Below are 21153 nucleotides of genomic sequence, written 5' to 3' on the forward strand. Positions count from 1 at the left end.
ATGGCAACCCGCTTGCAACCCGTCCAGCACAACCAGATCGAACTGAACCGGCCGCTTGCGCTCGACAGCGGCGCGGCCCTCGCACGGCCGACGATCGCGTTCGAGGCCTATGGCCCGCTCAATGCGGCGCGCAGCAATGTCATCCTCATCTGCCACGCGCTGACGATGGATCAATATGTCGCCTCGACCCATCCGGTCACCGGCAAGCCCGGCTGGTGGAGCAAGGTCGTGCGCCCCGGCGGCGTGATCGACACCGATCGCTATCACGTCATTTGCGCCAATGTGATCGGCAGCTGCTTGGGATCGAGCGGCCCCGCCAGCGTCGATCCGGCAACCGGCAAACCCTTTGCCATGTCGTTCCCCGTCGTGACGATCGGCGACATGGTGCGTGCGCAGGCGATGCTGCTCGACCAGCTCGGCATCGAACGGCTTCATGCCGTCATCGGCGGATCGATGGGCGGAATGCAGGCGCTCGCCTGGGCGGCCCATTATCCGAACCGCGTCGAACGCGCGCTCATCATCGCCTCGGCCGCGCGACATTCGGCGCAGAATATTGCATTCCACGAAGTCGGGCGTCAGGCGATCATGGCCGACCCCGAGTGGCAGGGCGGCGATTATTATGCGAGCGGACGGGTGCCGGTAAAGGGCCTGTCGGTCGCGCGCATGGCGGCCCATATCACCTATTTGTCCGAAGCCGGGCTGACCGAGAAATTCGGCCGCCAGCTTCAGGACCGCGAGGTCAAGACCTTCGGTTTCGACGCCGATTTCCAGATCGAATCCTATCTGCGCCATCAGGGGATCAGTTTCGTCGATCGCTTCGACGCCAACTCCTATCTCTATATCACCCGCGCGATGGACTATTTCGATCTTGCCGATCCGCACGGCGGCCGGCTTGCCGACGCGTTCCGCCATTCGCCGGTGCGCTTCGGCCTCGTCAGCTTCGATTCGGACTGGCTCTATCCGACCTCCGAATCACGGCGCATCGTTCAGGCGCTGCACGGCGCGGGCGCGCAGGCGAGCTTCGTCGAACTGTCGAGCCCGTTCGGCCACGACGCTTTCCTGCTCGATTCGCCCGAGATGTGGCGCCTGATGGCGGGCTTTATCGAGGCGGGGCTGTGAGCGCCCCGATCCTTCGCCCCGACCTCGCGCTGATTGCGGCGCAGGTCCCCACGGGAGCGCGCGTCCTCGACGTCGGCTGCGGCGACGGCACGTTGATGGCGGCGCTGCGCGACACCAAGGCAACCGATGTGCGGGGACTGGAGATCGATCCCGCCAATGTCTCGGCCGCGATGGAGCTGGGCCTCGCAGTGGTTCAGGGCGACGCCGACCGCGACCTCGCCGACTATCCCGACGACAGTTTCGACATCGCCATCTTGTCGCAGACGCTGCAAACGTCGCACCGGCCCGATCGCGTTATCGACCAATTGCTGCGCATCGCGCCGCGCGCCTTCGTCAGCTTTCCCAATTTCGCGCATTGGCGCATCCGCCTCGCGCTCCTGTGGGGCGGACGGATGCCGGTGACGCGGCTACTGCCCGTCGCCTGGTACGAAACGCCGAACATCCACCATGTCACCGTCAGCGATTTTCGCGATCTCGTGCGCGACAAGGGAATCCGCGTCGAGGCGGTGCGGTATCTGTCGGGTGACCGGCCGACGAGCGACGCCGCAGCAAGCTGGCGCGCCGAACATGCGATTTTCCTGATTTCGAGATAATTCGTCACCCCGCGAAGGCGGGGGCGACGATCACAGCTAATCCCGCTTTTTCAACCCGTTCGCCAGAAAATCATTCGCGACGCGCGCGATTTCCGCGATGTCGGCCTCGTCGTCCCACAGGCCGTAGCGCATCCCCAGAAACACGTTCATGCCGCCGATCGCCCACGCGTGGATTTCGCTGACATCGGGGCGGATCTCGCCGCGCTCGGCGCCGCCCTCGAGCCGCTGGCGGACGCGCGCGACCGTCGTTTCATAATGGAGGCGATAGCTCGCATAATCGACAAATTCGGCTTCATCGATGATGCGGTAAATCTCCTTATGCTCGCGCACGAAGCCCAGATAGGATTCGAGCCCGATGCGTTCGGCGCTGATTTCGTCGGGCGCCGCCTGGACCAGCGGCGTGACATGGTCGCGAAGCTGCTCGCTCATATAGCGGACCAGCGCCTGAAAGATTTCATCCTTCGAATCGAAATAGGTATAAAAACTGCCGAGCGCGGTCCCGGCGCGGCGCGTGATCGCGCTGATCGACGCTTCATGGAACCCGCGCTCGCCGAATTCGACCGCCGCCGCATCGAGCAGCTTGCGTAATGTGCGGCGCCCACGCTCGGTGCGCGGCGTCTTGTCGCGCGCCTCACTCCCGGCACTCCCTGTCGCGACTGGCGGCTGATCCATAACGGCCCCTATCTCCCTCCGTCGATGCATCGTGGCTTTTCCGCACCACTGGCAAGCAAAAAACGACGATTGCACATTCAAAGTTGAAACTTGGTTCATGTTTCACTATTGGATGCGCCGCGGCTTGGCAAGCACCAGCCCAAGAAAACCGATAAAGGGTGACGAGGGGTCACCCGCCACATGGGAGACTATCATGCGTCCTTTCGCCCCCCGGCTGCGCCGTGCCATCCTTGCCACCAGCGCGCTTTCCATGATCGCCTTCGCACCACCGGTCTTCGCACAGGACGAAGGCGCGAGCGCCGACAGCGGCGATAACGAGATCATCGTCACGGCCCGCCGCCGCGACGAGCGGCTGATCGACGTGCCCGTCGCGATCACGGCTTACTCGGGCGAGGCACTCGCCAAGGCCGGCGCGCTCGACATCACCGACATCGGCCAGACCACGCCGAACACGACGCTCGAAGTCTCGCGCGGTTCGAACTCGACGCTCAGCGCCTTCATCCGCGGCGTGGGCCAGCAGGACCCGGTGTCGGGCTTCGAACAGGGCGTCGGCATCTATCTCGACGATGTCTATCTCAACCGGCCGCAGGCTGCGGTGCTCGACATCTATGACGTCGAACGCATTGAAATCCTGCGTGGGCCGCAGGGCACGCTCTATGGCCGCAACACGATCGGCGGCGCGGTCAAATATGTGACCAAGCAACTCCCGCAAGACTTTTCGCTCAAGATCAAGGGCACGCTCGGCACGTACAAGCAGGCCGATCTTGTCGTCACCGCAAGCGCACCGATCGGCGATCTGCTCCGTGTCGGCGGCTCGGTTGCCCGCCTGTCGCGCGGGGGCTTCGGCGACAATCTCACCACCGGGCTCGAAAATTACAACAAGGACATGTGGGCGGGGCGCGGCACCATCGAGTTCGGGGGCTATGGCGCGCCGGTTCTGATCCGAATTTCGGGCGATTACAGCAAGGACAAGAGCGATCCGCGCGGCGGCCACCGCCTGATCCCCTCGCTCGTTACCAAGGCGCCTGTTCTGGACAATGTCTTCGACAGCCGCGGCGGCCTGAACGATCCGAAGCAGGAAATCGAGGCGTACGGCCTCGCGATGAATGTGTCGGCCGAGCTCTCCGACACCCTCACGCTCCGCTCGATCAGTGCGTGGCGCAAGGACAAGTCGGCGACCCCGATCGATTTCGACGCGCTGCCCGCGGTCGATGTCGACGTCCCGGGCTTCTATTTCAACGAGCAGATCAGCCAGGAATTCCAGCTGCTGTACGAAGGCGACAGGCTGAAGGGCCTGCTCGGTTTCTATTATCTCGACGCGAGCGCCGACACGCTGTTCGACGTCCGCATCTTCAACAATCTCGCCGGCCTGACCGCGTTCACCGAGGCCGATGTCGACACGCAGACCTTTGCGGTGTTCGGCGATTTCACCTATGATTTCAATGATAAGCTCAGTCTGTCGGTCGGCGGACGCTATACATGGGACGAGCGCGAAGCGTCGATCCTGCGGCAAAATTATCTCGGTGGCGGGTCGCCGGTGTTCGGCGGCGCGGGCGTCGCTTTCGGTGCGCCCGGCACCAATTTCGACGGCAAGCGCAGCTTCAAAAAATTCACCCCACGCGCCTCGCTGTCGTTCAAGCCGACCCCCGACCATAATGTCTACGCCAGCTATTCGCAGGGCTTCAAGGGCGGCGGCTTCGATCCGCGCGGCGTCGGGGTCAATGCGCCGGGCGCCATTCCGGGTGCCCCGACCGACGCTGAAATCGCATCCTTCCTGAGCTTTCGTCCCGAAAAGGTTGAAAGCTATGAGCTGGGTTACAAGGGCAGCCTGATGGACGGCGCGGTCAATGTCGCGCTCGCTGGCTTCTATGCCGACTACACCGACGTCCAGATTCCGGGTTCGGTCGCCTGCCGTGTCGGCAACCTGCCCAGCTTCTGCGGCGTCGTGTCGAACGCGGGTAAGGCAACCTTCAAAGGCGTCGAATTTGAGGGCCGCGTGCGGCTAGGCGAAGATCTGGCGGCGACCGGCGACCGGCTGACGCTGTCGACGGCGCTTGGCTACATCGATGCCCAGTACAAGCGGTTCGTTTCCAACATCGGCGGTGTGCCGACCGACGTTGCAGCCTTCCGCGAGGTGCAGAACACCCCCAAATGGACCGCCAGCGGCACGCTCGCTTACGCAACCCCGGTCGGTGACGGCGATCTGAGCTTTGGCACCACCCTGTCGTACCGCAGCAAAACCTATCAGTTCGAAATCCCCAACCCCTATATCGACCAGAAGGGCTTCGCGCTGTGGGATGCGAGCATCGTCTATACCGCGCCCGACGACCGCTGGAGCATCGGCGTGTTCGGCAAGAATCTGACCGACAAGGAATATAAGACCTCGGGCTATACCTTCATCAACGTCAACCCGACCACCGGCGTCCCCATCCTCGGCGGCAATGGCCTGCCGACCTCGGCGCTGGGCACGGAGGGGACGCTGACCGCCTTCTACGGCAATCCGCGGCAGGTTTTCGTCACCGGTACCGTGAAGTTCTGATCTTCGGAAAAAAGGGGGAAAGGGGCGCCCGCTGCGGCGCCCCTTTTTCTATGGGGCGAGCGGCGGCGCGCCGGTCGCGGCGACCATGCGCTCGCCGTCGATGACGATCGGGCTGGCCACGCCGTCGATCGACGCGCCGTCGGGACGAAAGCGCATCCCGCGCGCGATCACCTGCGGGTCGGCGAAGACCCCGGCAAGATCGTTGATCGGCCCCGCGGGCACGCCCTCGGCCTCGAGCGCGAGCGACAAGGGCTGCGCATCCCATGCGGCGATCTTCGCCGCGAGCAGCGGGATCAGCTCGGCCCGGTTCGCCAGCCGCGCAGCATTGTTCGCGAAGCGAGGGTCGTCGGCCCATTCGGATACGCCAAGGATCGCGCAAAGCTTGCGATATTGCCCATCGTTGCCGACCGCGATGACCAGCTGGCCGTCCGCGGTCGCAAACACTTGATAGGGCACGACATTGACATGCGCGTTGCCCATTCGCTTCGGCACCACGCCGCTCGCCAGATAATTGGCCGCCTGATTGGCGAGCACCGCGACCTGGCTGTCGAGCAGCGCCATGTCCACATGCGCGCCTTCCCCCGTGACGTCACGGCGTCGCAGCGCGGCGAGGATCGCGACCGCCGAATACATGCCGGTGAAGATGTCGGCATAGGCGATCCCGGCCTTTTGCGGCGGCCCGTCGGGCTCGCCGGTCAGCGACATGAAACCGCTCATGGCTTGAACGATATAGTCATAGCCCGCGCGGTGCGCATACGGCCCGGTCTGCCCGAACCCCGTGATCGAACAGACGACCAGCTGCGGAAAATCGGCGCGCAGCCGCGCCGGATCGAGCCCATATTTGACGAGCCCGCCGACCTTGTAATTTTCGATGACGACGTCGGCATCGGCAAGCAGCGCGCGCACCTCGCTTTGCCCCGCAGCGCTCGCGATATCGATCGCAACGCTGCGCTTGCCGCGGTTGCAGCTGTGATAATAGGCCGCGCCAAGCGCCGCACCGTCCGCCCCGGTGACGAAAGGTGGGCCCCATTCGCGCGTGTCGTCGCCTGCGCCCGGCCGCTCGACCTTGACCACCTCGGCGCCCAGATCGGCGAGCAACTGCCCGCACCACGGCCCCGCGAGCACCCGCGCCAGTTCGACGACGCGGATGCCCTCTAGCGGCTTAGGCAAAGGCCGAAATGCCGGTGATCGCGCGGCCGAGGATCAGCGCATGGACGTCGTGCGTGCCCTCATAGGTGTTCACCGTCTCGAGGTTCACAGCGTGCCGGATCACATGATAGTCGGCCGAAATGCCATTGCCGCCGTGCATATCGCGCGCGACGCGGGCGATATCGAGCGCCTTGCCGCAATTGTTGCGCTTGAGCAGGCTGATCGCGTCGGGAATGAGCCGGCCCTCGTCGATCAACCGGCCGACGCGCAGCGCCGTCTGCAAGCCCAGCGCGATTTCGGTGAGCATATTGGCAAGCTTCAACTGGACGATCTGGTTCGCCGCGAGCGGCCGCCCGAACTGCTTGCGTTCGCCGGTATAATTGCGCGCCGCCTCATAGCAGAATTCGGCCGCGCCCATCGCGCCCCAGCCGATGCCGTATCGCGCGCGGTTGAGGCAGCCGAACGGTCCTTTGAGTCCCGAAACATGCGGCAACAGCGCATCCTCGCCGACCTCGACCGAATCCATGACGATTTCGCCGGTGACCGAGGCGCGCAGGCTGACCTTGCCCTCGATCTTCGGTGCGGAAAGCCCCTTCATGCCCTTTTCGAGCACGAAACCGCGAATCGCGCCGTCATGCGCTTCCGACTTCGCCCACACGACAAAGACGTCGGCGATCGGCGAATTGGTGATCCACATTTTCGCGCCCTTGAGGCGGTATCCGCCCTCGATCTTCTCGGCGCGGGTGCGCATCCCGCCGGGGTCGCTGCCGGCATCGGGTTCGGTCAGGCCGAAACAGCCGACGAGTTCGCCCGAGGTCAGCCCGGGCAGATATTTGCGCTTCTGCTCCTCGCTGCCATAGGCGTTGATCGGATGGATCACGAGCGAGCTCTGTACCGAACAGGCCGAGCGATAGCCCGAATCGATCCGCTCGACTTCGCGCGCGATCAGCCCGTAGCTGACATAGTTCAGGCCCGCGCCGCCATATTCGGGATCGATCGTCGCGCCGAGCAGGCCCAGGGCGCCCATTTCCGACATGATCTCGCGATCGAACCGTTCGTCGAGAAAGGCCGACGTCACGCGCGGCAGCAGTTCGCCTTCCGCATAGGCCCGCGCGGTGTCGCGGACCATCCGTTCCTCTTCGCTCAACTCGGCATCGAGCTGAAGGGGATCGAGCGGGTCGAGCGCTTCGATGCGCTGCGGGTCGGCGAGGGCCATGGAACGGGCTTTCTCTAAAGGCGGGCAGCCCTTGCGGAATGCGCGCTATGGGGTCGGATCGGCCACCGTGCGGGCGGCCGCGGCAGCAGGGCTGTCGCGCGGCTCCAATATCGCCGCGGTCTCGATCAGGTCAAGCGCACGCCGCGCTTCATGATAACGGCGCGCCTCGATCAGCCAGTCGCTCGCGGCGGCGGCGCCAGGCATGGCCTCGACCTCGGCAATCGCCAGATCGGCCTGGCCCGCGCCCAGGTAGCGGCGCGCGCGATCGAGTCGTTCGGACGCCCGCGGCGACTGCGTTCCCGCAGCACGCACAACGAACAGCTCGCCCAGTTCGCGGCGCAACCCGGTCCACAGGCTGCCGTTTCCGTCGCCGCCACGCCCGACAAGCTGCGGCGCCAATGTGTCGAGTTCGGCACGAAGCTGTTCGAGCGTCACCGGTTCGCGCGAGGTATCGATGATCGTCTTGACCGCATTGGGCTGGTCGTCGCCGAAACGCAGACGAAGCTGCGCGTCGAGATAGCCGAGCGACAGGCCGCGATCGAGTGCGCGGCGTACGGCAAAGGCGACGAGCAGCCCCTCGGCGCGCGAGGCATTGCCCGACGCCGATTCGGCCTCGAGGGTGATGCGCGACAGACGCTGTTCGAGTTCGGCAACGCGCGCGCCGAGCGCGTTGGCGCCGTCGACCGGTGCCACCACCAACGGCTGACCATCGGCGCCGCCCTTGACGGCCCCTTCTGCGAGCAGAATCGGATTCATGGTGCCCGCAGGCGCGGCGTTCACTTTCACGGGCGGGGTGTCATTGCCCGTCAGCCAGCGATTCACCGCCCATCCGCCCCCGGCGATGCCGATCAGCAACAGCAGGAAGGCACCAAGGGCGATGGCACGAAACGATAGCCCCCTCGCCGGGACCACCTCGTCCGCGGGCGAGGAGGTGTCGATGCTGTCGATTGCCATAATTCTCTTTCGAACGACCCTATTTTGCACCCTTGTGCCACAAAGCATGCGCCTGTGCCAATATTGCGACATCATCGGGCTGTCCCGCGATGGCCAGATCGCGCCAGCCCTCCCCGGCCGCTGCAGCGACGGCCGGGCTGATCGCGACGAGCGCCAGATGCCCCCGCGCCCGGCCAACAAGGTCGGAAATGCGCCCCGCAGCACGCACCGAATGTGCCAGCAATATTGCGGGCGCGGCGATTAGGTCCGACCATTCAGACGGCGGTGGTACGGGGTCGACAGCGTAGCAAGGCACCGGCGTGATCGCCGCGCCATGCGCATCGAATTCGGACCGGTCGCGCCCGCAAAGCCATAATATATTTCGGATATTGTCTGACGTCATGTCGTCAAGAAGGTGCTGCGCGTTGGTCGATCCAGTCTTTGCCACCATCAAACCGGCGGCGTCCGCCGCATTCGCGGTCGCCGCACCGACGGCATGAACGGGCAGCGATGCGAGCCGGGCAAGACCCGGCCCGGCAAGCCGCGCCGCCGAGGCGCTGGTCAGCAGCAGCGCCTCGAAATTTTCGGTCGCCGGCACCCGCCAATCGATCGCGTGCGCGGCAAAAAGCGGGATCGCGCGAACATCGAGCCCAAGCGCTTTTGCCCGCTCGACCGTCGCTGCGTTGCCCGGCTCCGGCCGCGTAACGATCAGCGGCATCGCCATCAGACCGCGAACAGGCGCCGCACCGTTTCGGGCGCTTCGCCCAGCAGACGGTGCGCCAGATCCGCTGCTGCTCCCGTATGATCGACAAGAATATGCCCGGCGGCACGATCTGCGCCGTCGTCGGAGAAAATTTCGGCATCGAGGCGTAGCGTGCCGTCGTCCTGCCAATGCGCATGCGCCGCGACGGGCGAGCGACAGTCGCCGCCAAGCGCCGCCAGAAACGCGCGCTCGGCCGCCACGGCGCGGTGCGTCGGTATATGATCGACCGCCGCGAGCAGCGCGAGCACCGCGGCATCGTCGGCGCGGCATTCGATCCCGATGGCGCCTTGCGACGCGGCGGGAAGCAGCCCCGTCACCTGAACCATACCCACATCGTGCATTCCCAGCCGGTCGAGCCCGGCCGCCGCGAGCAAGGTGGCATCGGCCTCGCCCGCAGCCAGTTTCGCGAGCCGTGTCGCGACATTGCCGCGCAGCAGCACCGTTTCGAGATCGGCGCGGATATGTTTCACCTGCGCCGCGCGCCGCGGGCTGCTGGTGCCCAGCCGCGCGCGCTGCGGCAAATCGGCGATCGTCGTGGCCTCAATCTCTTCGCGCACCACCAGCCGGTCGCGCGGGTCGGCGCGCTCGAGCATCGCGCCGAGCGCAAAGCGCGGATCGCGCAGCGTTTCGACATCCTTCAGCGAATGGACTGCGATGTCGATCGCGCCCGCGTCGAGCGCGGCATCGAGTTCGCGGGTCCACAGCGCCTTGCCGCCCACCTCGGCGAGCGCGCGATCCTGGATCCGGTCACCGGTCGCGGTCATCGGGACGATTTCGAGCGCCGCCATGTCGATGCCATGGCTGGCAATCAGCGCCGCAGCCGCCATATGCGCCTGAGCCATTGCGAGCGGCGAAGCGCGCGTGCCGATACGAAGCGGGTTTTCGGGGGTCGGAAGATCATTCATCGCCCCCGCTGCTAGCGCGGCTTGCCCTGTCGATAAAGGGGCGGGTAAAGGAACGCGCAATAATATGACTCTGATCCTCGGCCTTGAATCGAGCTGCGACGAAACCGCAGCAGCCCTTGTCGACAGCGACCGGCGCATTTTGGCGCATCGTGTCGCGGGGCAGGAGGCCGAGCACAGCCCCTTTGGCGGGGTCGTTCCCGAAATCGCCGCACGCGCGCACGTCGACCGGCTCGCGCCGATCGTCGAGGACGTGCTCGCCGACGCCGGGATTTCGCTCGCCGGGGTCGACGCGATCGCCGCGACCGCTGGCCCCGGGCTGATCGGCGGCGTGATGGTCGGACTCGTCACCGGCAAGGCGCTGGCGCATGCCGCGAACAAACCGCTGATCGCGGTCAATCATCTCGAAGGTCACGCGCTCTCGCCGCGCCTCGTCGATCCCGGCCTCGCCTTTCCCTATCTGTTGCTGCTCGTGTCGGGCGGCCATTGCCAGTTGCTGCTGGTGAAGGGCGTCGGCGACTACCGCCGGCTTGCAACGACAATCGACGACGCCGCAGGCGAAGCATTCGACAAGACGGCGAAACTGCTCGGGCTCGGCTATCCCGGCGGGCCTGCGGTCGAACGCATGGCGCAGGACGGCAACCCCCATGCGGTGCCGCTGCCGCGCCCGCTCGTCGGCAGCGCCGAGCCGCATTTCTCCTTCGCCGGACTCAAGAGCGCGGTCGCGCGCGCCGCCGCCAGCGGTGCACACAGCATAGCCGACCTTGCCGCCTCGTTCCAGCAGGCGGTCGTCGACTGCCTCGTCGACCGCAGCCGCATCGCGCTCGCCGCGTGCCCCGATGCCACCGCTTTCGTCGTCGCGGGCGGGGTCGCCGCGAATGGCGCGATTCGCAGCGCACTCACCGACCTCGCGGCCCGATTCGACCGCCCTTTCGTCGCGCCGCCGCTGTGGCTGTGCACCGACAATGGCGCGATGATCGCCTGGGCCGGCACCGAACGCTTCGCCGCCGGCCTCACCGACGACCTCGGCGTCGCGGCGCGCCCGCGCTGGCCGCTCGATCCCAATGCCGAAGCCGTGCGCGGCGCGGGAGTAAAAGCATGATTCGCGAAGGCATGACGTCGCGATTCACGCGGTTTGGAATTATCGGCGGCGGCGCGTGGGGCACCGCGCTCGCGCAGCTGCTTGCCGCCGACGGCGCGCCCGTGCGGCTCTGGGCGCGCGAAGAGGATGTCGTCGCGGCGATCAACAGCGACCATCGCAATCCCGCCTTCCTTCCCGGTGCCACGCTGTCATCCTCGCTGACCGCGACCGGCAATCTTGCCGACATGACCGACCTCGACGCGCTGCTCGTCGTTGTCCCCGTGCCGTTCCTGCGCGCCGTGCTCGCCGACCTGCCTGCGGGTGATGCGCCGCTGATCTTTTGCAGCAAGGGGATGGAAGCGGGCAGCTTCGCCTTCCCGATCGACATGGCGCGCGACCTGACCCCGCAGCGTCCGCACGCAATACTCTCGGGCCCGACATTTGCGCACGAAGTTGCGGCGGGCCTGCCCACGGCCATCACCCTCGCCGCCGCCGACGCCGACCTCGCCGCAGAGATTGCGCAGGCGCTCGCGCGGCCGCATTTCCGTCCCTATGTGTCGACCGACGTCATCGGCGCCGAGATCGGCGGCGCGGTCAAGAATATCCTCGCAATCGCGTGCGGTATCGTCGACGGCGCCGGGCTCGGGCTCAACGCCCGCGCCGCGCTGATCAGCCGCGGCTTCGCCGAAATGACGCGCTTCGGTCTGTCGCGCGGCGCGCAGGCCGAAACCCTCGCGGGGCTGGCCGGCCTCGGCGACCTTGTCCTTACCTGCACTTCGTCGAACTCGCGCAACTTCGCGCTCGGGCAAGGACTCGGCCGGGGCGAAGCGGCAGACATGCTGATGGCCGACCGGCGCACGGTCGCCGAAGGCGCGTTCAGTGCGCCGGTCGTTGCCGCCGCCGCGCGTGCCGACGGCATCGACATGCCGATCACCGACACGGTGGCCCGCCTTGTCGCGGGTGAAACGCGCGTCGCCGAAGCCATTCAGGCGCTGCTCAGCCGGCCGCTGCGATCCGAAGGCCGATGATTTTTTTCCTGCAATTGCCTGCACTCGCCCGCCGCGCTAGACTGCGCCCCGGGGAGCAGCAGAAGGGGCGCCAGGCTTGAGCCAGACGGACAGCGCAGCCGCGCCCTCATCATCCGGCATCCCCCCCCAGGATGCGGACACCGCGGCGCTTGCCAAGGGCGGACGCACAAATTTCCTCGGTTTCATCATGCGCCTCGTCGCCCGCCTGCCCTTCCTCTATGTGGCGGGCCGCTGGTACGGGCCGGAAGCGGTCGGGCGCTTCGCCTTTGCGGTGCTCGTCATCGAACTCGTCGCACAGCTTGCAACGCTCGGCCTCAAACGCGGCCTCGCCGAGCAACTGAGCGCGCCCGGCGCAGACCATCGCACCGTCGTGTGGGACGGCATGTTCGTCGCCCTCCTCGCCTCGGCGGCGGGCTCGGCGCTTCTCCTCCTCTTTCCGCAGCTCATGTATCCCGCGGGCGGCATCGACAGCACCGACCGCTGGATGGCGCTGCTCGTCTTCGCGATCGCGGGGACCGATATCGCGCTCGCCGCCTGCGCCTATAAATTCGATATCGGCGCCACCGTCCGCGCCCGCGCGATCGTCGAGCCGTGGGTCATCAGCGCCGCCGCGGCAGGATTCTGGTTCGTTTCGGCGCGCGACGGGCTCATGCTTTCCTATGCCGCCGCGATGCTCGGCGCCTTTCTCACCGCGCTGATCCCGATGCTCCGCCATTATGGCGGGCCGCATGGGTGGCAGCCGCATCCGGCGCATCTGATCGCCGTTGCGCGGCGCAATGCGCCGCTCGCGGCGGCCGACGCGATCGAATGGGGCACGCGCCGCCTCGATCTCTTCATCCTCGGCCAGTTCACGTCGCCGACGATCTACGGCATCTATTATATGGCGCAGCAGGTCGCCTCGCTGCCGCAAAAGCTCAAGACCAGCTTCGAGCCGATCCTCGGCCCCGTCATCACGCGCAACCTCGCCGAAAACCGGCTTGCCGCCGTGGCGGCCCAGGTCAGCCAGGTCGGTTTCTGGATCATCGCTGCCCAAGCGGGAGTCGCGCTCGCGCTGGGCATTCCGGGCGAAGCGGTGATGGGTCTCGTCGGCCCCGAATTCGTCAGCGGCACCGCGGCGCTCGCTTTCCTGCTCGCCGCCGAAGTCGTCGCCGCCACCGCCGTCGTCAGCGAGGCGGCGCTCGTCTATGTCGCGCGCCACCGCAACCTGTTGATCAGCATCGCGACGCTCGCGCTGCAGGCGGGGCTCAGCGTCGTCCTCATCCTGATCGCCAAGTCGATGGGACTGCCGCCGATCACCTATGCCGGCGCGGTGGCGCTCGCGCTGATGCTCGCGCTCGGTTTCGCCTCGGTGGTCAAAGCGCGGCTGCTCGCCCGCGTCCTCGGCGCGCCGGTAAACAGCCTGCGCTGGGCGCTCGTCTGGGCGACCGCGGGCGCAGCGGCGCTCGGCTGGGGCGCGACGCAGCTTCCCGAATGGGCCGAGTTGCTGATCGGCGTGCCCTTCATCCTCGGCATTTATGCCTGGCTGATCTGGACGCGCGGCTTTGGGCCCGCCGACCGGGCGCTGTTCAAAAAGCATCCCGAACCGGCAGAACCGGCGCCGGCAACCTAGCCGAGGCGCGCTGCGATCTTGGCCTTGAGGTCGGTCTGCGCACGCGGACCGACCTGTGCGATGATTTCGCGCGCGCACACCGCGCCCATCGTCAGGCAGTCGGCGATCGGCCGGCCCTGCGCCTGACCCGACAGGAAGCCGGCGGCGAAGAGGTCGCCAGCGCCGGTGGTGTCGACAACCGTGTCGATCGGTTCGGCGCCGACTTCGGTGCGCGTGCCGCCGGTCAGTGCGATCGCACCGTGCGACCCGCGCGTCACGACAAGCAAAGGAACCTGCGCCGCAACGCTGGCGACCGCAGCCTCGAAATCGTCGGTTTGCGCGAGGGCACAAATCTCGACTTCGTTCGCGAACAGAATGTCGAACAGCCCCTCGGCGATCAGGTTACGGAAATCGGCGCCATGGCGATCGATGATGAACGCGTCCGAGAGCGTGAAGGCGACCTTGCGCCCCGCGGCGCGCGAGACGTCGATCGCGCGCCGCATCGCCGCGCGCGACAGCTCAGGATCCCACAGATAGCCTTCGAGATAGAGGATCTCCGAATCGGCAATCCACGCCTCGTCGATCATCGACTGTTCGAGCAAGTGGCTCGCGCCAAGGAAGGTGTTCATCGTCCGCTGCCCGTCGGGGGTGACGAGGATCAGGCAGCGCGCGGTCGGCGCGCCTTCCGAAAGCGGCGGGGTTTCATAAGCGACGCCAAGCGCGCGCAGATCGTGCGAGAAGACATGGCCGAGCTGATCGTCGGCGACCTGGCCGATGAAGCTGCAGCGCTGGCCGAGCACGGCCATTCCGGCGAGCGTATTCGCGGCCGAACCGCCCGACATTTCGATCGCCGGTCCCATCGCCGCGTAAAGACGCTCGGCCTCTTCGGCGTCGATCAGCCGCATCGATCCCTTGGTCAGGCCTTCGGCGGTGATCAGCGCGTCGTCGGCGCGGGCGATAACGTCGACAATGGCGTTGCCAATGGCAACGACGTCAAAACGGGCGGTGGAGGCCATGAAATATCCTGTATGTGCGGGAAAAAGCTGCCGCGCTTTAGAGATGGCGACAGGGCAAGGCAAGTATAACGCTTTATGCCCTCTTCCTTGCTCGTCATGCCGGACCTGGTCCGGCATCCATAACAACGCCGGCAGCATGGACCGCGGATCGAATCCGGGGGACGAGCCAATATGGTCTTGGCATGAAGCTTGACCCGCACGCCGGGGGCCATCATTCCTCCACCATGGCCCGCGCCGTTCACGCCTTCCTGCTCGCCCTCAAGGACTTGCCCCATCCGCGCGTGATGCGCGTGCTGGCGCAGAGTCTCGCGCTGACTCTCCTGCTCCTCGTCATCGTCGGCGCGGCGATCTTCTTCGCCGCGCGCTGGGCGCTCGCGCACTGGAAATGGCTCGACGGCGCCCAGCTCGACATGGCGGGCATTTTGATCGTGATTGCGATTATCGCGGGCAGCTGGTTGCTGTTTCGCGCTGTCGCCATTGTCGTCATCGGCCTGTTTGCCGACGGCATCGTCGCCGATGTCGAGGGACGCCACTATCCCGCCGCCGCCGCCCGGGCGGTCGATGTCGGCTGGCGTCAGAATATCCACCTCGCGCTTGCCTCGCTGGTGCGGCTGATCGGCGGCAATCTGCTCGCGCTACCGGTCTACATCCTGCTGCTCGTCACCGGCATCGGCACACCGATCTTCGCCTTGCTCGTCAATGCGCTGCTGCTTGGCCGCGATCTCGAGGCGATGGTCCTCGCGCGGCATCCGGACCATCCACGACTCGATCGACCGGCCCGCTGGTCGCTCGGCCTGCTGTCCGCCGCAAGCTTCGTGGTGCCCATCGCCAATCTGTTGGCGCCGATTCTCGGCGCCGCTATGGCCGTGCACATGCTGCACCTGCGCAATGGGGACCGGAATATATGATCAAAAAGCCACGTCTGGCCGCCATCGCGGGTCTCGCCCTGACGCTCGGCGCCTGTGCCGGTCCCGCGATTCCGCGCCCGGCGACGCCGTCGGGCGGCCCTCCGCCCGCCCCGACCGTTGTCCGGCCGGTACAGAATAACGCGCTGATCGGCAGCAGCGCCGACGCGATCGGGCGGATGTTCGGCAAACCGCAGCTCGACGTAACCGAAGGCGCCGGCCGCAAGCTGCAGTTTGCGGGGTCGAACTGCATTCTCGATATCTATTTTTATGCGCCGCGCGCGGGTGCCAGCCCCGTCGCCACGCATGTCGATGCACGCACCCCCGATGGCCGCAATGCCGAAGTGAACAGCTGCGCCCAGTCGTTTCAGCGCTGATCGCCGCCCCTTGCCGGGCGTCATGACGCCAGTTCGGCGAGCGCCCACAAGGCGGCGTCGGCGACCATCGGCGATTCATCGCCGGCGAGCCGCGTCAACACCGGTATAAAGAGCGCGTCACCGCTGTTTCCTGCCGCAATTGCGGCGTTGCGGACCATGCGCCCGCGCCCGATCCGTTTGATCGGCGACCCCGCGAACACCTGACGAAAACCGGCATCGTCGAGCGCCAGCAAATCGGCGAGCGACGGCGCAGCCAGTTCGGCGCGGGGCAGAAAGGCACGATGCGCGTGCGCGGTGTCGGCGAACTTGTTCCACGGACACGCCGCAAGGCAATCGTCGCAGCCATAGACATGATTCCCGATCCCACGCCGCAGATCGACCGGGATCGGCCCATTATGTTCGATCGTGAGATACGAGATACAGCGCCGCGCATCGAGCCGGTACGGGGCAGGAAACGCCTGCGTCGGGCAGACGTCCTGGCAGGCCGAACAGCTTCCGCAGGTATCGCGCCCCGGGGTCGCTGGCACGAGGTCGAGCGTCGTATAGATGGCGCCAAGGAACAGCCAGCTGCCATGATCGCGGCTGACGAGGTTGGTGTGCTTGCCCTGCCAGCCGAGCCCCGCCGCCGCGGACAGCGGCTTTTCCATCACCGGCGCCGTATCGACGAACACCTTGACCTCGGCGTCCTTCACTTCCGCGACGAGCCAGCGCGCGACCGCCTTCAGCGCCCTTTTGACGACGTCATGATAGTCGCCGCCCTGCGCATAAACCGAAATCCGGCCACGGTCGGAATGGTCGGCGAGCGCCATCGGGTCGTGCGCGGGGGCGTAGCTCATACCGAGCGCGATCACCGACCGGACTTCGGGCCACAGCCCCTTGGGTGATCCCCGCTGCGCGGCGCGGCTTTCCATCCAGATCATGTCGCCGTGCCGCCCCTCGGCCAGCCATTGATCGAGGCGCGCGGCGGTTTGCGGCGCGGCGCCGGCATCGGCGATGCCGAACGCCACGAAACCATGCGCGCGCGCAACCGTTTCAAGGCGTTGTTCCAGCGAAGGCGGATCTAGAGACAAGGCTTCTGCAACCATTGGCGCTCTATACGGCAACCGCTTGTCCGTGCCATAGTTTGCGGATGCGAGGATCGGGGACCGAAGTTTGAACGATTTCAGCGTCGAGGCAAATGGCCTCACCAAATATTTCGGCAATTACAAGGCTGTCGACGATGTCAGCCTCACGGTACCGGCAGGCAGCATCTACGGCGTCCTGGGGCCGAACGGTGCCGGCAAGACGACCAGCCTGCGCATGACGCTGGGGATCATCGACCCCGACGAAGGCACAAGCCGCCTTCTGGGCGGGCACAGGCCGCAGTCGGTGCGGCATCGCATCGGCTACCTTCCCGAAGAACGCGGGCTTTACCCGGGCATGAAAGCGCGCGAGGCGATCGCTTTCATGGGCGCGCTGCGCGGGCTCGACTGGTCCGAGGGCCGCCGCCGGGCTGCGGGCTTCATGACCGAACTCGGGCTCGAGCGCGTGATCGACGAAAAGATCCGCAAGATGTCGAAGGGCATGGCGCAGATGATCCAGTTGATCGGCTCGATCGTCCACGCCCCCGACCTGATCGTCCTCGACGAGCCTTTCTCCGGGCTCGACCCGGTCAATCAGGAACGGCTCGAAATGCTGGTGCGTCGCGAACGCGATCGCGGCGCGACGATCCTCTTCTCGACGCATGTCATGGCGCATGCCGAACGGCTCTGCGACCGCATCGCGATCATCGCGCGCTCGGCGCGCCGGTTCGAGGGCACAGTCGACGCGGCACGTGCAATGCTGCCGATGCAGGTGCGCTATACGCCGCGCACCGCGGGCGACCCCGTTGCGGTTGCAGCAAACCTGCCCGCCGATGCCCAATTGTTTGGCGATGCCTGGCATTTCGCGATTGAGGACGCCGACGTCGAACCTTTGCTCGCACGCATCACCGCGAGCGGTCTTGGCGTCACCGGCCTGTCGATCAGCCGACCGGCGCTGCACGATGCGTTCGTCCATATCGTTCGCCAGGTCGACGCCGGATTCGACGCCAACGCCACCGACGATGCGGTAGAGGAAGCCAGCGCATGACACCTTTCATCCGCAGCATGTTCGTTGTTGCGCGGCGCGACTTTCTCGCGATCGTCGCGACACCCACCTTTCTCCTCTTCCTTCTCGCCCCCCTGTTCATGGTCGGCATGGGCCTGGCCGGCGGCATGGGCGCGTCGCAGCTTGCCGACAGCGCGCGCGGCGCGGGCCGCATCGTCGTCGTCGCCGACCCCGCCGACATCGAGTCGCTGCGGGCCGCCGACACCCGGCTCCGTTCGGCAATGGCCCGCGAACCCGCCCCGCTCGATATCCGCATAACGGGTCCGGCGAACGCCGATCCCGTCGCCATCGCACGCGAAAAGGGCAGCGACACCTATGCGGTCATGAGCGGCCCGCTTGCCGCGCCGCATATCGTCGAGCGCGAAAAAGGCAGCAGCGCGGGCCGCTATCTTGCGCTGCTCGCCGGCGACGTGCTGCGCGCACGCGCCGCCGGGCCGCTGCCGCCCGTCACGGCGCGCTTCGAGGCACTGTCGTCCGGCGGCACCAGCATCGCGGTGCAGCAGTCGCTCGGTTTCGGCGCAGTTTTCCTCATCTTCCTTCTGACCTTGCTTCTCGCCGGCCAGACGGTGAGCTCGCTTGCCGAGGAAAAGGGCAACAAGGTCATCGAGATCCTCGCCGCAGCCGTGCCGCTCGAAAGCGTCTTTCTCGGCAAGCTTCTCGGCATGCTCGGCGTTGCCGTGCTGTTCATCGCCTTCTGGATGGTCCTTGCAATCGGGGGCGGGTTGATCGCCGCAACGCAGCTCGATCCAGCGGCCATCGCCGCCGCCAGCGCAGCGAGCAAGTCCGCCGCCGCTTTTGCCGCGACCCCCGCCACCGGATGGCCCTTCTTTGTCGGCATCGGTCTGGCCTATTTCATCATGTCCTTCCTTCTGCTGGGTGCCGTGTTCCTCGGGGTCGGCGCGCAGGCGAGTTCAGTGCGCGAAATCCAGATGCTCAGCCTGCCGATCACCATCTTCCAGGTCGGCATGTTCAGCCTTTCGGCCGCCGCCGCGAGCGCACCCGGCAGCAGCCTTGCCCATTTCGCGCAGATATTTCCCTTCTCGTCACCGCTCGCGATGGCGGCGCGGGCCGCGTCCGACGATGCCAAAGCGATCCACCTGCTCGCGCTCGGCTGGCAGGCGATCTGGGTCGCGCTTGTCATCTTCCTGTCGGTACGACTCTTCCGCGCCGGCGTCCTGAGCGGGCGCAGCGACTGGAAATTCTGGCGCCGCAAGACGGTCGTCATTGCCGCGACAACAACCGCCACGGGAGTCGATTCGTCCCAGTCTCATTGACAAAGCTGTAAACAGTGGCATCCTGCAACCTAATCGGCCGCGTCAGACGGTCTCACAGAGGAGCAGCCCATGGCCACCCAGATCGATATCGCCCCCGAACTCTCCAACCCGCTCGACGTCAGCCGCGCCGAACTGTGGAGCGAAGACCGCTGGCAGGAACCGATGCGCCAGCTGCGCGCCGAGGCGCCCATCTATCGCTGCGAAGATTCGAAATTCGGTCCCTATTGGTCGGTGACGACCTACAAGCCGATCCAGCATATCGAGGCGCTGCCCAAAATCTTTTCCTCGTCGTGGGAATATGGCGGGATCACCGTCGCCGGTGACGGCATTGAACATCTGAAAGAGGGCGAAATCCCGATGCCGATGTTCATCGCGATGGACCCGCCGCAGCACACCGCGCAGCGCCGGACCGTCGCCCCCGCCTTTGGCCCCTCCGAAATCGAGCGCATGCGCGCCGACACACAGGCGCGCACCGCGGCGTTGATCGACACGCTGCCGATCGGCGAGACCTTCGACTGGGTCGAACGCCTGTCGATCGAACTCACCACCGACATGCTTGCGATCCTGTTCGATTTTCCGTGGGAAGAGCGCCACCGGCTCACCGGCTGGTCCGATGCGCTCGGCGACATCGAAAGCTTCGACACGCTCGAAAAACGCCAGATGCGGCTCGGCAGGGCGTTCGAAATGGGCGCCGCCTTCAAACAATTATGGGATGCAAAGGCGCAGAACCCGGGCAAGCACGACCTGATTTCGATCATGCTCCAGTCCGATGCGATGAAGCATATGAGCGAGAATGAGTTCATGGGGAACCTCATCCTTCTCATCGTCGGCGGCAATGACACGACGCGCAACTCGATGTCGGCCTATGCTTATGGCCTCCACTCCTTTCCCGAAGAACGCGCGAAGCTCGAGGCGAATCACGATCCCGAACTCGCGATCAACGCGATGCACGAAATCCTGCGCTGGCAGACGCCGCTCGCGCATATGCGCCGCACCGCGACCGAGGATACCGAGCTGTTCGGCCACGAAATCAAGAAGCGCGACAAGCTCGCGCTCTGGTACGCCTCGGCGAACCGGGACGAGAGCGTATTTCCCGACGGCGACCGTATCATCGTCGACCGCGAGAATGCACGGCGCCACCTGGCCTTCGGTTATGGCATCCACCGCTGCGTCGGCGCCCGCGTCGCCGAGCTTCAGCTCACGACGCTGATCTCCGAAATGCAGCGGCGCCGACTTCGGGTAAACGTCCTCGCCGAGCCCGAACGCGTGCACGCCAGCTTCGTCCACGGCTATCGTCACATGCCGGTCCAACTCGAAAAATATTGACGCGCGGTTGAAACCGGCCGTTCCTGACCAACCTATCTAGCCAGAGGAGTTGGACATGATCGAACGCCGTTACCTTCTCGGCGGTCTTGCGCTCGGCGGCGCGGTGATCGGCGCGCCGATGCTGTTCGCCAGATCGGCGCGCCCGCAGGCCGAGGCCGGATGGCAATTGTCCGACGCGCTATGGAAGGCCCGGCTGTCGCCGCTGCAATATCGCGTCCTGCGCGAAGCCGCGACCGAGCGCCCCTTCACCAGCCCGCTCGACAAGGAAAAGCGCACCGGCACCTTCCTCTGTGCGGGCTGCGCGCTCCCGCTCTATTCGAGCAGGACCAAGTTCGACAGCGGCACCGGCTGGCCCAGCTTCTGGGCACCATTGAAGGGCGGCATTGCCACATCGACCGACCGCGAGCTTGGCTATGCGCGCGTCGAAGTGCATTGCAAACGCTGCGGCGGGCATCTCGGCCATGTCTTCGATGACGGGCCGAAACCGACGGGCAAACGCTATTGCATGAACGGCGCCGCGCTGACCTTCCGCCCGGCCTGACGGC

General features: G+C 66.1%; 20 protein-coding genes. 12 read left to right on the forward strand and 8 right to left on the reverse strand.

Translation table 11 applies throughout. The features are described 5' to 3' along the window. Positions 1 to 1119 (forward strand): homoserine O-acetyltransferase MetX, encoded by a 1119-nt coding sequence (gene metX / locus AC07NV_RS06805; RefSeq protein ID WP_495165586.1) that lies wholly within the window; start codon positions 1 to 3, stop codon positions 1117 to 1119. After that, positions 1116 to 1712: a methionine biosynthesis protein MetW gene (metW, locus tag AC07NV_RS06810; RefSeq protein WP_495165587.1), complete on the forward strand. Its 597-nt coding sequence runs from the start codon at positions 1116 to 1118 to the stop codon at positions 1710 to 1712. The genes metX and metW overlap by 4 nt, the downstream gene beginning before the upstream one ends. Positions 1713 to 1748: 36 nt before the next feature. On the opposite strand, the gene AC07NV_RS06815 is transcribed toward metW, so the two are convergent. Next, the gene (locus AC07NV_RS06815; RefSeq protein ID WP_495165588.1) at positions 1749 to 2384 is read right to left on the reverse strand and encodes a TetR/AcrR family transcriptional regulator; all 636 of its coding nucleotides are present in this window, start codon (positions 2382 to 2384) and stop codon (positions 1749 to 1751) included. Between the two features lie 250 nt (positions 2385 to 2634). On the opposite strand from AC07NV_RS06815, the gene AC07NV_RS06820 reads away from it, so the two are divergent. Then, positions 2635 to 4923, forward strand: a complete 2289-nt coding sequence (locus AC07NV_RS06820; RefSeq protein ID WP_495165997.1) for a TonB-dependent receptor — start codon at positions 2635 to 2637, stop codon at positions 4921 to 4923. Between the two features lie 48 nt (positions 4924 to 4971). Here the strand turns inward: AC07NV_RS06820 and AC07NV_RS06825 are convergent, their stop codons facing one another. Genes AC07NV_RS06825 through hemC form a run of 5 tightly spaced genes read right to left on the reverse strand, consistent with a single transcriptional unit; the run spans position 4972 to position 9889 of the window. Beyond that, entirely contained in the window at positions 4972 to 6093 is a 1122-nt protein-coding gene (locus AC07NV_RS06825; protein ID WP_495165589.1) for a CaiB/BaiF CoA transferase family protein, read from the reverse strand. After that, positions 6086 to 7288 carry an acyl-CoA dehydrogenase gene (locus tag AC07NV_RS06830; protein WP_495165590.1) on the reverse strand — a complete coding sequence of 401 codons (1203 nt, stop codon included), beginning with the start codon at positions 7286 to 7288 and terminating at the stop codon, positions 6086 to 6088. The genes AC07NV_RS06825 and AC07NV_RS06830 overlap by 8 nt, the downstream gene beginning before the upstream one ends. 45 nt (positions 7289 to 7333) lie before the next feature. Further along, positions 7334 to 8242, reverse strand: a complete 909-nt coding sequence (locus AC07NV_RS06835) for a mitofilin family membrane protein (protein WP_495165591.1) — start codon at positions 8240 to 8242, stop codon at positions 7334 to 7336. A 19-nt stretch (positions 8243 to 8261) separates the two neighbouring features. Then, positions 8262 to 8945, reverse strand: coding sequence for a uroporphyrinogen-III synthase (locus AC07NV_RS06840; RefSeq protein WP_495165592.1), 684 nt, complete (start codon positions 8943 to 8945; stop codon positions 8262 to 8264). Further along, a complete protein-coding gene (gene hemC / locus AC07NV_RS06845) occupies positions 8945 to 9889 on the reverse strand; it encodes a hydroxymethylbilane synthase (RefSeq protein WP_495165593.1) in 945 nt (314 codons plus the stop codon). Before hemC ends, AC07NV_RS06840 begins: the two co-directional genes overlap by 1 nt. Positions 9890 to 9953: 64 nt before the next feature. Between hemC and tsaD the strand changes: the two genes are divergently transcribed. From tsaD to AC07NV_RS06860, 3 genes are all read left to right on the forward strand, one after another. Further along, complete coding sequence (gene tsaD, locus AC07NV_RS06850; protein WP_495165594.1) at positions 9954 to 10988, forward strand: tRNA (adenosine(37)-N6)-threonylcarbamoyltransferase complex transferase subunit TsaD; 1035 nt, start codon at positions 9954 to 9956, stop codon at positions 10986 to 10988. An 11-nt stretch (positions 10989 to 10999) separates the two neighbouring features. Continuing rightward, entirely contained in the window at positions 11000 to 11995 is a 996-nt protein-coding gene (locus AC07NV_RS06855) for an NAD(P)H-dependent glycerol-3-phosphate dehydrogenase (RefSeq protein WP_495165998.1), read from the forward strand. A gap of 76 nt (positions 11996 to 12071) precedes the next feature. Next, positions 12072 to 13604: a lipopolysaccharide biosynthesis protein gene (locus AC07NV_RS06860; protein ID WP_495165595.1), complete on the forward strand. Its 1533-nt coding sequence runs from the start codon at positions 12072 to 12074 to the stop codon at positions 13602 to 13604. On the opposite strand, the gene AC07NV_RS06865 is transcribed toward AC07NV_RS06860, so the two are convergent. Beyond that, positions 13601 to 14599: an adenosine kinase gene (locus tag AC07NV_RS06865; RefSeq protein WP_495165596.1), complete on the reverse strand. Its 999-nt coding sequence runs from the start codon at positions 14597 to 14599 to the stop codon at positions 13601 to 13603. The two genes, AC07NV_RS06860 and AC07NV_RS06865, sit on opposite strands and share 4 nt — an antisense overlap. A 224-nt stretch (positions 14600 to 14823) precedes the next feature. Here AC07NV_RS06865 and AC07NV_RS06870 point away from each other — a divergent pair, with 224 nt between their 5' ends. Both AC07NV_RS06870 and AC07NV_RS06875 read left to right on the forward strand, forming a co-directional pair. Continuing rightward, positions 14824 to 15507, forward strand: a complete 684-nt coding sequence (locus tag AC07NV_RS06870) for an EI24 domain-containing protein (protein WP_495165597.1) — start codon at positions 14824 to 14826, stop codon at positions 15505 to 15507. Then, the gene (locus AC07NV_RS06875) at positions 15504 to 15881 is read left to right on the forward strand and encodes a hypothetical protein (RefSeq protein WP_495165598.1); all 378 of its coding nucleotides are present in this window, start codon (positions 15504 to 15506) and stop codon (positions 15879 to 15881) included. Before AC07NV_RS06870 ends, AC07NV_RS06875 begins: the two co-directional genes overlap by 4 nt. 20 nt (positions 15882 to 15901) lie before the next feature. On the opposite strand, the gene queG is transcribed toward AC07NV_RS06875, so the two are convergent. Beyond that, positions 15902 to 16966, reverse strand: a complete 1065-nt coding sequence (gene queG / locus AC07NV_RS06880) for a tRNA epoxyqueuosine(34) reductase QueG (protein ID WP_495165599.1) — start codon at positions 16964 to 16966, stop codon at positions 15902 to 15904. A gap of 67 nt (positions 16967 to 17033) precedes the next feature. Here queG and AC07NV_RS06885 point away from each other — a divergent pair, with 67 nt between their 5' ends. From AC07NV_RS06885 to msrB, 4 genes are all read left to right on the forward strand, one after another. Beyond that, positions 17034 to 17990, forward strand: coding sequence for an ABC transporter ATP-binding protein (locus AC07NV_RS06885; RefSeq protein ID WP_495165600.1), 957 nt, complete (start codon positions 17034 to 17036; stop codon positions 17988 to 17990). Then, positions 17987 to 19282 (forward strand): ABC transporter permease, encoded by a 1296-nt coding sequence (locus AC07NV_RS06890; protein WP_495165601.1) that lies wholly within the window; start codon positions 17987 to 17989, stop codon positions 19280 to 19282. Before AC07NV_RS06885 ends, AC07NV_RS06890 begins: the two co-directional genes overlap by 4 nt. Before the next feature lie 69 nt (positions 19283 to 19351). After that, a complete protein-coding gene (locus AC07NV_RS06895) occupies positions 19352 to 20608 on the forward strand; it encodes a cytochrome P450 (protein ID WP_495165602.1) in 1257 nt (418 codons plus the stop codon). 55 nt (positions 20609 to 20663) lie between these two features. Next, positions 20664 to 21149 (forward strand): peptide-methionine (R)-S-oxide reductase MsrB, encoded by a 486-nt coding sequence (gene msrB, locus AC07NV_RS06900; protein ID WP_495165603.1) that lies wholly within the window; start codon positions 20664 to 20666, stop codon positions 21147 to 21149. Positions 21150 to 21153 lie beyond the last annotated feature (4 nt).

Source organism: Sphingopyxis sp. GW821-FHT10B01 (assembly GCF_059415685.1).